The sequence below is a fragment of the Pandoraea commovens genome (assembly GCF_024704525.1).
Lineage (GTDB): Bacteria > Pseudomonadota > Gammaproteobacteria > Burkholderiales > Burkholderiaceae > Pandoraea > Pandoraea commovens.
Window position 1 is genome coordinate 2,712,950 of sequence record NZ_CP102780.1, and the last position, 12,653, is coordinate 2,725,602.

Annotated in this window: 11 protein-coding genes; 9 read left to right on the forward strand and 2 right to left on the reverse strand. The window is 64.3% G+C overall.

Going from position 1 to position 12,653, the window contains the following annotated elements; genetic code table 11:
• Window positions 1-206 precede the first annotated feature (206 nt).
• Both NTU39_RS12575 and NTU39_RS12580 read right to left on the reverse strand, forming a co-directional pair.
• Entirely contained in the window at window positions 207-494 is a 288-nt protein-coding gene (locus tag NTU39_RS12575; protein ID WP_246184364.1) for a helix-turn-helix domain-containing protein, read from the reverse strand.
• Complete coding sequence (locus NTU39_RS12580) at window positions 487-2,799, reverse strand: FdhF/YdeP family oxidoreductase (protein ID WP_257959936.1); 2,313 nt, start codon at window positions 2,797-2,799, stop codon at window positions 487-489. Before NTU39_RS12580 ends, NTU39_RS12575 begins: the two co-directional genes overlap by 8 nt.
• A gap of 235 nt (window positions 2,800-3,034) precedes the next feature.
• On the opposite strand from NTU39_RS12580, the gene NTU39_RS12585 reads away from it, so the two are divergent.
• From NTU39_RS12585 to NTU39_RS12625, 9 genes are all read left to right on the forward strand, one after another.
• The gene (locus NTU39_RS12585; protein ID WP_150662468.1) at window positions 3,035-4,108 is read left to right on the forward strand and encodes a substrate-binding domain-containing protein; all 1,074 of its coding nucleotides are present in this window, start codon (window positions 3,035-3,037) and stop codon (window positions 4,106-4,108) included.
• Window positions 4,109-4,366: 258 nt separating this feature from the next.
• Window positions 4,367-4,849: an NAD(P)H-dependent oxidoreductase subunit E gene (locus NTU39_RS12590; protein WP_150662469.1), complete on the forward strand. Its 483-nt coding sequence runs from the start codon at window positions 4,367-4,369 to the stop codon at window positions 4,847-4,849.
• Entirely contained in the window at window positions 4,842-6,476 is a 1,635-nt protein-coding gene (locus NTU39_RS12595; protein WP_257959937.1) for a formate dehydrogenase beta subunit, read from the forward strand. Before NTU39_RS12590 ends, NTU39_RS12595 begins: the two co-directional genes overlap by 8 nt.
• 60 nt (window positions 6,477-6,536) lie before the next feature.
• On the forward strand, window positions 6,537-9,422 hold the full coding sequence (gene fdhF / locus NTU39_RS12600) for a formate dehydrogenase subunit alpha (protein WP_150662471.1): 2,886 nt from the start codon (window positions 6,537-6,539) through the stop codon (window positions 9,420-9,422).
• A 41-nt stretch (window positions 9,423-9,463) separates the two neighbouring features.
• Window positions 9,464-10,396 (forward strand): formate dehydrogenase accessory sulfurtransferase FdhD, encoded by a 933-nt coding sequence (fdhD, locus tag NTU39_RS12605; protein WP_246184462.1) that lies wholly within the window; start codon window positions 9,464-9,466, stop codon window positions 10,394-10,396.
• Between the two features lie 33 nt (window positions 10,397-10,429).
• Window positions 10,430-10,663 carry a formate dehydrogenase subunit delta gene (locus NTU39_RS12610; protein ID WP_150662472.1) on the forward strand — a complete coding sequence of 78 codons (234 nt, stop codon included), beginning with the start codon at window positions 10,430-10,432 and terminating at the stop codon, window positions 10,661-10,663.
• 84 nt (window positions 10,664-10,747) lie between these two features.
• A complete protein-coding gene (locus tag NTU39_RS12615) occupies window positions 10,748-10,999 on the forward strand; it encodes a hypothetical protein (protein ID WP_039398579.1) in 252 nt (83 codons plus the stop codon).
• 183 nt (window positions 11,000-11,182) lie between these two features.
• Window positions 11,183-11,551 (forward strand): hypothetical protein, encoded by a 369-nt coding sequence (locus NTU39_RS12620; RefSeq protein WP_039398577.1) that lies wholly within the window; start codon window positions 11,183-11,185, stop codon window positions 11,549-11,551.
• A 151-nt stretch (window positions 11,552-11,702) separates the two neighbouring features.
• Window positions 11,703-12,464 (forward strand): phytanoyl-CoA dioxygenase family protein, encoded by a 762-nt coding sequence (locus NTU39_RS12625; protein ID WP_150662473.1) that lies wholly within the window; start codon window positions 11,703-11,705, stop codon window positions 12,462-12,464.
• Window positions 12,465-12,653 lie beyond the last annotated feature (189 nt).

A 12,653-nucleotide genomic window follows, 5' to 3' on the forward strand; every position in this document is an offset into this window, starting at 1 on the left:
TGTCGAATCGATCGCATGGATCGCATGGATCACGCGGGTCGCATCGGGCAACGTAAGCGCCCGGGGCGGTGACCCGCCCCGTAGCGACGAGAGTGTATGTCGGGCGCCGGGATGGAAATATGTCAGTCGTATTGCAGCGCCTTACTTTCGTCGCATTTCCGTCATACGCGGTCGTTTTTTCAACGGACGGGCACGTTACTGAGACGTTACTGAGGACTGCCAAGGCTATCCAGCTGCTCGGCCCCGGCCGCCGTCAGTCGGGCAAGTTGCAGGCCGCGCTCCCCGTCTTCGAGCGAGACCCATCCGGCCTCCGTGAGCACGCTGAGGTAGCGCAGCAACGTGCTCATGGGCAATGCGCTGCGCTTGGCAAGACGCGCGAGCGACATCGACTCGCGGCCTTCGCGACGCCCGTCGGCGAGCGTTTGCAGCAGACGGACGAGTTCTTGCTCCGCCTGTGCCAGTTCACCGTCGGCGGCGGTGGGGAGGTCAGCCAAGGCGGCGCTCCAGCAATACCGGAACAGACTTGGAGGTCGGGGTGCCTGCGCCGTCGGCAACGGCGTCGAGCGGTACGAGACCGTTCGTCTCCGGGTAGTACGCGGCGATGCTGCCGCGCGGAATGTCGTAAGCGACCAGCAGGAAGTCGTCGGCGCGACGGGCGATGCCGTCGTTCCACACGCCGACGAGGTCGATGCGCTCGCCTGCGCGCAGACCGAGCGCATCCAGATCCTCGATGTTCGCGAAGACGACGCGACGCTGCCCGAACACGCCGCGATACCGGTCGTTCAGCCCGTAGATCGTGGTGTTGTACTGATCGTGCGATCGGATGGTGGCGAGTTGCAGCACCTCTGCGCCGCGATTTCCCGCCTGTTTGCGGGCGACGTCGATGGGCAACTCGACGGGTAGCGGGTGCGTGGTGAAGTTGGCACGTCCGTTGGCGGTAAGCCATTGGCGTTCCGACGGCGGCACCGGCAGGCGGAAGCCGCCCGGATGACGCACGCGACGGTTGAATTCGGCAAAGTCGTCGAACGTGGCGGCAATGGCGTCGCGAATGCGGTCGTAGTCTTCGGTGTACCAGTGCCAGTCGTCATGGCCGCCGACGGCGCGGCCCATTGTCGCCTGCGCCATGCCCGCGACAATCGCGGGCTCCGAGCGCAGATGCTCCGACGCCGGGGTGTTGATGCCGTACGAGAGGTGCACCATGCTCATCGAATCTTCGACGGTCACGCCTTGCACCGCACCGTTCTGCATGTCGATTTCCGTGCGGCCGAGGCACGGCAGAATCAGTGCGTCGCGACCGTGCACCAGATGGCTGCGGTTGAGTTTCGTCGCCACATGCACGGTCAGGTCGCACTGGCGCAGCCCCTCCCACGTGCGTGGCGTATCGGGCGTAGCCATCGCGAAATTGCCGCCCAGCCCGATGAAGACCCGGATCTGCCCGGCGAGCATCGCCGAGATCGTGTCGACGACACCGAGGCCTTCGCGGCGCGGCGGCGTGAAGTCGAAGACCTGCCCGATCCGGTCGAGGAACGCAGCCGTCGGCTTCTCGTTGATGCCAACGGTGCGGTCGCCCTGCACGTTGCTATGGCCACGCACGGGGCAAAGCCCGGCGCCCGGACGGCCGATGTTGCCTCGCAGGAGCATGAGGTTGACGATCATCTGGATCGTTGCCACCGCCTGCTTATGCTGCGTGATGCCCATGCCCCAGGTCGCGATGACCCGCTCGCCGCGCAGATAGACGTCGGCAATCTGGCACATCTGCGCCTGCGACACGCCGCACGCGCGCTCCAGATCGTCCCAGCGCTCGGCGCGCACGTCGGCGGCGAAGTCGTCGAAGCCGTGCGTATGTTCGGCGATGAAGGCGTCGTCGAGCAGGGCGGGTTCGCCGTTGGTGCGCGCCTCGGCGTCACGCTCCAGCACATGTTTGATGACGCCCTTCACGAAAGCGAAGTCGCCGCCGCTCGCTGGCGTCACATAGTGAGCGCTGATGGCCGTGCCGCCCATGCTCAGCATTTCGCCCGGACTCTGCGGGTCGGCGAAGCGCTCGAGACCTCGCTCGTGCAACAGGTTGATCGAGACGATGGTCGCGCCGCGTTTGGCCGCTTCGCGCAACTCTCCGAGCATGCGAGGATGGTTGGTGCCCGGGTTCTGCCCGAACAACAGGAGCGTATCGGCCTGTTCGAAGTCTTCGAGTGTGACCGTGCCTTTGCCCAGGCCGACGACCGGCGGCAACCCCACGCTGGTCGGCTCGTGGCACATATTCGAGCAATCGGGGAAGTTGTTCGTGCCGTACTGACGGACAAACAGCTGATAGAGGAATGCCGCTTCGTTGCTCGTGCGTCCCGAGGTGTAGAACGCCGCCCGATCGGGGTCGGGCAACGCACGCAGATGCTCGCCGATCATGGCGAACGCGGCATCCCAGGCGATGGGCAGATAGCGGTCGGTGGCAGCGTCGTAGCGCATCGGGTGCGTGAGACGGCCGTAACCTTCGAGCGTGTAGTCGTCGAGTTCGAGCAACTCGGTGACGGTGCGTCCGGCGAAGAACTCGGGCGTCACCCGGCGTTTGGTCGCCTCGGCGGCGACGGCCTTCGCACCGTTCTCACAGAATTCGAAGGTCGACGCGTGTTCGCGGTCCGGCCAGGCGCAGCCGGGGCAATCGAAACCGCTGGGCTGGTTCGCGCTGAGCAGCGTTCGCGCGCCTTTGAGCGGGATGCCTTGCGTGACGAGTTGGATGGCGACGTTCTTGAGCGCGCCCCAACCGCCAGCGGGGCGGTCGTACGGGGCAATTTTCGGGGCAGACATGACGCGTGTTCGGGCAAGAGTGACCGGCGCATTGCGCCAACTTCGGGGGAGCGCAATATCCGGAGGAAATGGTTGACGTCAAATAGGCAAATTGATGCATAATTGAGAAACATTGCGCCCGTAACTTCGTGCGAATGTCGAGCGGGAAATGCCCGTTAAATCGACGTTTGTAGGCATGTTATCAGGATTTTGCATAAATTGATTTATGCAATGAATAGCATATAAGGTGAACCCCATGAAGCGTATCTCCATTGCCCCGCAACTTCGTTTTCGCCACGACGGCAACGACCTGCCGCTCGACAAGGTGTTGTCGCTGCTCACGGAAGTGCAGGCGCACGGCAACCTGCAGGCCGCCAGCCAGGTGCTGGGGCAGTCGTACCGTGGCGCATGGGGGCACGTGAAGGAAGTGGAGTCGCTGATGGGGGCGCCGTTGCTCACAATGGCGCGCGGGCGCGGCGCTGTCCTTACGCCGCTCGCGCAGCGATTGCTCTGGGGGCAGAAGCGCTTGCAGGCGCGGCTCGGGCCGTTGCTGGAGACGATGGCGTCGGAATTGCAGACCGAACTCGACGATTTGCTGCTTCAGGAAACCGACCAGTTGCGGCTCTTCGCGAGTCACGGCCTGGCGGTGGCGGCGCTGGTCGATTTCGCGGGACGCGCCGGTTTGCCCATCGACGTCAGCTATCGCGGCAGCATTGAAGCGATTGCCGCGCTGGCCAAGCATGAATGCGAAGTTGCGAGCTTTCACGTGCCGATTGGCGCGCTCGCCGAGCCGGTGCTCGATCAGTACATGCCGCTACTGAAGGGGAAGTCGTATCGTGTGGCGGACGTGGCGTCGCGGCGTCTCGGTCTGCTCGTGGCGCGCGGCAACCCGCTCGGCATCCGGACGCTGGCCGATCTGCCGCGCACGGGCGCGCGCTTCGCGAACCGCGAGCGCGGGTCCGGCACGCGCATCATTTACGACCTGCTGCTGGCGCAGGACGGCATCGATCCCACCACGGTGGCCGGTGCAGAGAACATCGAATTCACGCACGCCGCCGTTGCTGCGTATATCGCCAGCGGACGCGCCGACGCGGGCCTCGCCATCGAAGCCGCCGCGAGTCAGTTCGGCCTCGATTTCATCCCGATCCTCACGGAGCGTTACTGCCTGATGTTCCCGGAGAGTGGCAGCGAGTCCCCGCATCTTCAGGCTTTGCTTGAGATTCTCCAGAGTGGCGAATACCGGCAGACCGTTCACGCCATCCCCGGCTACAGCGAAGGGGCGACGGGGCGAGTGACGTCGTTGTCCGAGGCATTCCCGTCGCTAGGGTGATGTTTCATATGTAATCGCATGCATATGTAATGCGGGACGTTTTTCAATGACCGACGCCCGGCCCGCATGGGCTGGATGTCTGCATCATGTTGCTATGCAGCGCGAACGGTCGTGCGAGGGTATCGGTATTTGCACGAGGCTTGTTGGGACGGGGCGTTTGGTCTACTGTCATAAGGACTGAGCCCCCAAAAGATCTGTCGTCATCATATGCAATTAAGAACATATGAAACGCGGTCTTGCCCCAGGAGACAATTCGAGATGGTGCCCACACCTCATGCGACGCTCGCGCCGCTGCTGGCTCGCCACGCCGGCCGCGCACACGAGTTGTTGCCGCTGCTGCATGCCTTGCAAGACGCCGACGGCTACGTCGATCCCGCCCACGTGCCTGCCATCGCTGCCGCGCTGAATCTCTCGCGCGCAGAAGTCCACGGCGTCATCACCTTCTATCACCACTTTCGCAGCGCGCCGCCCCCGTCGACTGTCGTACAGGTCTGCCGTGCAGAGGCTTGTCGCAGTCGCGACGGGGAAGCGCTCGTCGCCCATGTCGAAGCCTGTACCGGTGCGCACATCGATGGCGACGCATGCAATGGCGTGGGCGTCGAATCGGTCTACTGCCTTGGTCAATGTGCGTTGTCGCCTGCCGTGACGATCAACGGCGAATTGCATGCGCGTGTCAGTCCGGCGCGCTTCGACGCGCTGCTCGCCGATGCCGTCGTCAGCAAGGAGGGTCGTCATGACTGAGGCGTCGAAGTCTTTCCGCATCTACATTCCGCGTGACTCTGCCGCGCTTGCGCTCGGTGCTGACAGGGTTGCGGCGGCGGTGGCCGCCGAGGCGACCCGGCGTGGCGTTGCTATCGATATCGTTCGTAACGGTTCACGGGGCCTGTTCTGGCTGGAGCCGCTCGTCGAGGTGGCGACGCCTGCGGGGCGTGTGGGATACAGCAACGTGCAGCCGTCGCAGGTCGCAGCCCTGTTCGACAGCGGTTGGCCCGCGTGCGCAGCGAAGGACGCTGAGCGCGACGTCTCGTCAGCGGATCCCGACGGAAGCTGGGATGCCGCCATGCCCGCCTGTGTGGGGCAGGTAGAGACGATTCCGTATCTGGCGCGTCAGCAACGATTGACGTTCGCTCGCGTGGGTGTGACCGATCCGCTGGACCCGGCTGACTATCTGACGCACGGTGGCCTCGCTGGGCTTCGCGCCTGTCTCGCGCTCGACGCGGAGGCCGCCTGTGAGACGGTGCTCGACTCAGGACTACGCGGACGCGGTGGTGCGGCATTCCCGGCAGGCATCAAGTGGCGCACGGTAAGTCGTGCGGAATCCGCGCAGAAGTACGTCGTCTGCAATGCAGACGAAGGCGACTCCGGTACGTTCGCCGACCGCCTCATCATGGAAAGCGATCCGTTCGTGCTCATCGAAGGGATGGTGATTGCAGCGCTGAGCGTGGGCGCGAGCGAAGGCATCGTCTACGTGCGCAGCGAATATCCCCACGCAATCGCGGCGCTGGAGGCGGCGATGGCTGTGGCACGTCGTGAGGGCTGGCTCGGGCCGGATGTCCTCGGTTCCGGGCGCGCCTGCGAATTGCGCGTGGCGAAGGCCGCTGGCGCTTATATCTGCGGCGAGGAAACGGCGCTGCTCGAAAGCCTTGAAGGCAAGCGCGGCGTGGTGCGTGCCAAGCCGCCGATTCCCGCGCTGTCCGGTCTTTTCGGGAAGCCCACACTCATCAACAACGTAATCACGCTGGCGAGCGTGCCGTACATCTTTGCACATGGGGCGCAGGCCTATCGTGAGTACGGCATGGGCCGGTCGCAGGGCACGCTGCCGGTGCAACTGGCGGGCAACATCCGTCGCGGCGGGCTGGTGGAGCTGGCATTCGGTGTGACGTTGCGCACGCTGCTCGACGACTTCGGTGGTGGTACGGCGAGCGGGCGTCCTGCGAAGGCCATCCAGGTCGGTGGGCCGCTCGGCGCCTATTTGCCGGAGGCGCAATGGGATGTGCCGATGGACTACGAGGCCTACGCGGCGTTAGGCGCTGTGGTGGGGCACGGCGGTGTCGTGGTTCACGACGACACCGCCGACATGGCCGGACTGGCGAGCTACGCAATGGAATTCTGCGCGCTCGAATCGTGCGGCAAATGCACGCCGTGCCGGATCGGGTCGACGCGTGGTGTCGAGGTGATCGAGCGGATCCGGCGTGGGGACACGTCCACGCGTCAGGTGCAGTTGCTGCACGACCTCTGCGACACGATGGTGTCCGGCTCGCTCTGCGCGATGGGCGGCATGACGCCGTTCCCCGTGCGCTCTGCGCTTGAACATTTCCCAGCGGACTTCGGTCTGCCCGACGGCGCCGGATGCGCCGAAGCTGCTTGATGTATTCACATCTAAGACTTCAACGTCCAAAGCCTGCACGTCTGAATGGGAGAACGACACATGATCCATCCGAATGCACAAGTTTCGCCGGGCCACGGCCCCGACATGGGCACGCCGCGGCGTGAAAGCGAAGTCGAGGTCACGCTGGAGATCGACGGTCTGAGCGTGACGGTCCCGGCGGGCACGTCGATCATGCGCGCCGCAGCGGGCAACGACGTCAACATCCCCAAGCTCTGTGCGACGGATTCCCTCGAACCGTTCGGGTCGTGCCGCCTGTGTCTGGTCGAGATCGAGGGGCGGCGCGGATTCCCGGCCTCGTGCACGACGCCCGTCGAGCCGGGCATGAAGGTGCGCACGCAATCACCGAAGTTGCAAGACTTGCGGCGCAACGTAATGGAGCTTTACATCTCCGATCACCCGCTGGACTGCCTGACGTGCGCGGCCAACGGCGATTGCGAGTTGCAGGACATGGCCGGTGTGACCGGACTGCGCGAAGTCCGCTACGGCTTCGACGGCGATAACCACATTCACAGCGCCAAGGACGAGTCCAATCCGTACTTCACGTATGACCCGTCGAAATGCATTGTGTGTAACCGGTGCGTACGGGCTTGCGAGGAGACGCAGGGCACCTTCGCTCTGACGATCTCCGGGCGAGGTTTCGAGGCGCGCGTCTCAGCCGGGCAGGACCAGCCGTTCATGGACTCGGAGTGCGTGTCGTGCGGCGCCTGCGTGGCGGCATGCCCGACGGCCACATTGCAGGAAAAGAGCATCGTCGAGATGGGGCAGCCCGAGCACGCGGTCGTGACGACGTGCGCGTATTGCGGCGTCGGCTGTGCGTTCAAGGCGGAAATGAAGGGCGGCGAAGTCGTGCGCATGACCCCGTACAAGGACGGTCTCGCGAACGAAGGCCATGCCTGCGTCAAGGGACGCTTCGCCTGGGGCTACGCCACGCACAAGGAGCGCATCACCAAGCCGATGATCCGCAGCAAGATCACCGATCCGTGGCGCGAAGTGTCGTGGGACGAGGCGCTCGATTACGCGGCATCGGAGTTCCGTCGGTTGCAGGCGAAGTACGGTGTCGACGCTATTGGCGGCATTACGTCGTCGCGCTGCACGAATGAAGAGACGTATCTCGTGCAGAAGCTCGTGCGTGCCGCGTTCGGCAATAACAACGTGGATACCTGCGCGCGCGTCTGTCATTCGCCGACCGGTTACGGGTTGAAGCAGACGCTCGGCGAGTCCGCCGGTACGCAGACCTTCAAGTCGATCGAACACGCCGACGTCATTCTCGTGATGGGCGCGAACCCGACGGACGGGCATCCTGTCTTCGCCTCGCGACTCAAGCGTCGTGTGCGCGAGGGGGCGAAGCTTATCGTGATCGATCCGCGTCGCATCGATATCGTCGACGGACCGCACGTGAAGGCGACGTTCCATCTGCCGCTGCGCCCCGGCACCAACGTGGCGATGGTCAACGCGCTGGCGCACGTGATCGTCACCGAGGGGCTGTTGGCGCAAGCGTTCATTGCCGAGCGGTGCGAGGACCGGGCATTTGCACAGTGGCGCGATTTCGTGGCGCTGCCGGAGAATTCGCCCGAGGCGGTGTCCGTCGTGACGGGCGTACCTGCCGAGGATATTCGCGGCGCTGCGCGTCTGTATGCGACGGGCGGCAACGCAGCGATTTACTACGGGCTGGGCGTCACGGAGCACGCGCAGGGCTCGACCACGGTCATGGGCATCGCGAACCTGGCGATGGCGACGGGCAACGTCGGGCGCGAAGGTGTCGGCGTGAACCCCTTGCGCGGACAGAACAACGTGCAGGGCTCGTGCGACATGGGCTCGTTCCCGCACGAGTTGCCGGGCTACCGGCATGTGTCCGATACGCTGGTGCGCGAGGAGTTTGAAGCCGCGTGGGGTGTGACGTTGCAGGCCGAGCCGGGGTTGCGTATCCCGAACATGTTCGACGCGGCCATCCACGGCAGCTTCAAGGGACTTTACTGCCAGGGCGAGGACATCGTGCAGTCCGACCCCAACACGCAGCACGTGGCAGCGGCGATGGAGGCAATGGAGTGCATCGTCGTGCAGGACATCTTCCTGAACGAGACAGCCAAGTATGCCCACGTGCTGCTGCCGGGCACGACGTTCCTCGAAAAGGACGGCACGTTCACCAACGCCGAGCGACGTATTTCTCGCGTGCGCCGGGTGATGGCGCCGTTGCCGGGCATGGCCGACTGGGAAGTCACCATCGAGCTGGCCAAGCGGCTGGGCTACGAGATGCCGTACGCGCATCCGTCCGAGATCATGGACGAGATCGCGCGGCTCACGCCGACGTTCCATGGTGTGAGTTATGCGCGTCTGGACGAAGCGGGCAGCCTGCAATGGCCGTGCAACGACGAGGCCCCCGACGGCACGCCGATCATGCACGTCGACGCCTTTGTGCGCGGTAAGGGACGCTTCATCATCACGCGTTATGTGCCGACGGACGAGAAGGTCACGCCGCGCTATCCGTTGCTGCTCACCACGGGGCGTATCCTCTCGCAATACAATGTCGGAGCGCAGACGCGCCGCACGCACAACGTTCACTGGCACGACGAAGACCGGCTCGAAATTCACCCGCACGACGCGCAGGAGCGGGGGATCAAGGATGACGACTGGGTCGGCATCCGGAGTCGGGCAGGCGAGACGGTGCTGCGCGCGGTGCTCAGCGAACGTATGCAACCCGGCGTGGTTTATACGACGTTCCATTTCCCGGAATCGGGCGCGAACGTCATCACGACGGATAACTCGGACTGGGCAACGAATTGCCCGGAATACAAGGTGACGGCCGTGCAGGTGCTGCCGGTGGTGCAGCCGTCGGCATGGCAGGCCAAGTATTCGTCCTTCAACCGCACGCAGCTCGAATTGCTCGATGCGGCCCGCAACCCTGCCGAACCGGTGTCGGCGAAGTAGGGGCGCGAACCCCTGGAATGACCTGGAGTCAGTGTTTGACGATGTCCAACCCGTTACGTGAAGTGGCTGAAGGGCGCGAAGCCGGTGAATTGGTCGGCGATGCCAGCAATGAGATCGATGGCATCGCGGCCCCCGTGTGTGACGTCGCGCCGACAGCCATCGACCCCGAAAGCCTCTCGCCGCACGCGACATTCGGTGTGCGGCGATTCCGTCATGGCGCGTGGCAGGCGGCGAGCGACGAACTCGCCGAAGAAGTGCCCGTCGCGTTGGAGTTCAACGGCATTTCGCACGTGGTGATGCTCGCGACACCCGCCGATATCGAAGATTTTGCGCTGGGGTTCGCGTTGTCGGAAGGCATTCTGAACGACCGGCGCGAGTGTTATGGCGTGGACGTTTCGGCGACCTCACTGGGGATTACGGCGCACCTCGAAGTGTCGTCGCGCGCGTTCGCCGGACTCAAGGAGCGGCGTCGCAACCTGACGGGTCGCACCGGTTGCGGGCTTTGCGGCACGGAGAGTCTCGATCAGGTGTTGCGGCCGTTACCGTCCGCTGGCGAGCCGTTGCGTGTGACCCATGCGGCGCTTGCGGCGGCGCATGCGGGGCTTGCGGCGCATCAGGCGCTCAACGGTGTGACCGGTGCGGTGCACGGCGCGGCCTGGTGCTCGGCGCAGGGCGAGATCGTTTGTCTGAGGGAAGACGTCGGCCGTCATAACGCGCTCGACAAACTCATCGGCGCGCTGGCGCGCGAGGGGCGTGCGTTCGATAGCGGCTTTGTGCTGATGACCAGTCGCGCCAGCGTCGAGATCGTGCAGAAAGCGGCGCAAGTCGGCATTCCGATGGTGGCGGCCGTCTCGGCGGCAACGGCGCTGGCGGTGCGTACGGCACAAGCGGCAGGCGTGGCGCTCGTGGGCTTCGTGCGCGGCGAACAGTGTGTGATCTATACCGGCGGGGCCGCGCTCGACGAGCGCGTCTGACGGCCTTGACCCTGACGGAGCGGGAGACTTTCGATGGACGGCAACAACCTCGTGCGTATGGCCAATCGCATTGCAGACTTCTTCGACTCATTGCCCGATCGCGACGAAGCGCTGGATCAGGTCGCGACGCATCTGCATAAGTTCTGGGATCCCCGCATGCGTTCGCAGATTCTGGCACTCGTCGACACGCCGGACGGTGAGGAAATGCACTCGCTCGTGCGCGAAGCGCTGACGCGCCACCGTGCGCGCCTGACGCCCGCCGCCTGACTGAATGGACGCGAGCCTACGCAGCTCGCGGTATAGTAAGGGTGACGGTCGCGCACCGGCGCGGCCCTATCAGCGGAGGACTTGATGAGCGATACCCCCACGCGCAAGCCCGGCCCACAGCATCCTCACAAGGAGGACGCGGTGGAACGCGACCTCGACGAAGCGCTTGAGGAGACGTTTCCGGCGAGCGATCCCGTGTCCATCGAAGTCGACAAACCGAAGCGGGTTCCCGCATCGCGACCTAGCGAGACGAAGCGTCTTGACAAGGGGCTGGAGGAAACCTTCCCGGCAAGCGATCCGGTTTCCATCGACACGGGTAAGACGCCGAAGCCGTAACAATTGCTGTGCAATGCCGGGAGATTGTGTCCCGATGCGTCCACAACTTGCTCGCAGCCCCGTCCGGCGGGGCCGCAGCAGAAAAATAAATCTCCGGTCCGACGCGGGTTTGCCGCCCGGGCGGGCCGAATTCGTGGCAAAATGCCGCGCCTGACTCTCTCAGGCTGGGACTGTAGGAAATAAATGGCGGCAGGTACGGTAAAAAAAGTTCGACGCTACGCGCTGGAAACCATCGACGTGATGGGGCAGAGCGGGCTTGGCGTCGTCGAGCGCCCGGATGGGCGTTTCGTCATGTATCCGGAATACTGGACACAGACGCAGGCGCTCAGCCAGAAGATGCGCACGCTGTATCGCCGTAACTGCCAGCTCGAATACCAATTGGCGAAGCTCACGCGTGAGCTCGACCGTCTGCGCAGCGTAGTCGATACGCCGCGTCCCGCCGGTAATCCGCAGGCGTCGCTGCCTGGCACCGACGTGCCACAGCCCGAACCCAAGCTCGAACGCAAGACGGCCGGCGATCTACCGCCCCGACGACGTAAACGCGCCGCCTGAGCGCCATTGCCGTCACGACGTCATGTGATGCAGCAACGACGTCAACGGCCATGACCCTGCAAGTCCTCCAGATTCATCCGGTTACAGCAAAACTCCAAGTTCTCGTCATTTCCCATTAACAGCCAGCTTATTGCCCGCTTCGCCGACCATCATGGCGCTTACCGCATCGCAACTCGAAACCTTCCGTAACGACGGTTATCTGATCCTTCCGCGCTACGTCGCGCAGGCCGACTGCGAGGCGATTCTGGCCGATGTGCGAGCGCAGTTGGCGGCGGCCACGCTACCGCTCGAGTTCGAAGCCGACGTGGGGTATGAGGGCGCGCCGCAATCGCGCGACGCCGAGGGTGGCCAGACGGTTCGCCGTCTGCTCAAGGCTTACGATCGCGGCGATGCACTGCGCAACTGGGCCACGCGCCCGGACCTGATCGAATCGCTTGCCCAGATCTTTGGCGAAGACGTGGTGCTGACGCTCGCGCACCACAATTGCGTGATGACGAAACATCCGCACTTCGGTACGGCAACCGGCTGGCATCGCGATATCCGTTACTGGTCGTTCCCCGAGAACTCACTTGTGTCGGTCTGGCTGGCGCTGGGGCCGGAGACGCGCGACAACGGTGCGCTTCGCTTCATTCCGGGTTCGCACCGTGAGCAGCTTCAGCCGCATCAGCTTGATTCACTGGACTTCCTGCGTCCCGACGAGCCGGACAATCAGCCGCTCGTGGCGCGCGGCAAGCAGGTGGAACTTGCCCAAGGCGACGTCGTGCTGTTCCACAGCGGCCTGTTCCACGCGGCTGGCCGCAATGAAGGCGACGCTACCAAATTCTCGGTCGTGTTCGCATACCGGGGCGAGAGCAATCCACCGAAACCGGGGACGCGTTCTGCCTCGGCAGGCGAGGTCGAACTCGGCCATTGATGCCAATTTGGGTGCTTTCCTAAACCGGTAGGCACCTTTTCCCGCGTAGACTCTCCGGCCACCCTTATGGTGTCGCGCGCTGGCGCAAGTGAGCCGCATCGTTCCGATATCGATGCCGTGCCGCGCCAGTAATCTGCCTGACGCCATTCCATGAACCAGTGACGTGTCGCTCCCGCGCGGTGCAAAGCC

What these genes read in the sequence shown, in the direction of transcription:
- NTU39_RS12580 (WP_257959936.1), bottom strand. Translation starts at nt 2,799, where the DNA reads ATGTCTGCCCCGAAAATTGCCCCGTACGACCGCCCCGCTGGCGGTTGG.
- NTU39_RS12585 (WP_150662468.1), top strand. Translation starts at nt 3,035, where the DNA reads ATGAAGCGTATCTCCATTGCCCCGCAACTTCGTTTTCGCCACGACGGC.
- NTU39_RS12590 (WP_150662469.1), top strand. Translation starts at nt 4,367, where the DNA reads ATGGTGCCCACACCTCATGCGACGCTCGCGCCGCTGCTGGCTCGCCAC.
- NTU39_RS12595 (WP_257959937.1), top strand. Translation starts at nt 4,842, where the DNA reads ATGACTGAGGCGTCGAAGTCTTTCCGCATCTACATTCCGCGTGACTCT.
- fdhF (WP_150662471.1), top strand. Translation starts at nt 6,537, where the DNA reads ATGATCCATCCGAATGCACAAGTTTCGCCGGGCCACGGCCCCGACATG.
- fdhD (WP_246184462.1), top strand. Translation starts at nt 9,464, where the DNA reads ATGTCCAACCCGTTACGTGAAGTGGCTGAAGGGCGCGAAGCCGGTGAA.
- NTU39_RS12610 (WP_150662472.1), top strand. Translation starts at nt 10,430, where the DNA reads ATGGACGGCAACAACCTCGTGCGTATGGCCAATCGCATTGCAGACTTC.
- NTU39_RS12615 (WP_039398579.1), top strand. Translation starts at nt 10,748, where the DNA reads ATGAGCGATACCCCCACGCGCAAGCCCGGCCCACAGCATCCTCACAAG.
- NTU39_RS12620 (WP_039398577.1), top strand. Translation starts at nt 11,183, where the DNA reads ATGGCGGCAGGTACGGTAAAAAAAGTTCGACGCTACGCGCTGGAAACC.
- NTU39_RS12625 (WP_150662473.1), top strand. Translation starts at nt 11,703, where the DNA reads ATGGCGCTTACCGCATCGCAACTCGAAACCTTCCGTAACGACGGTTAT.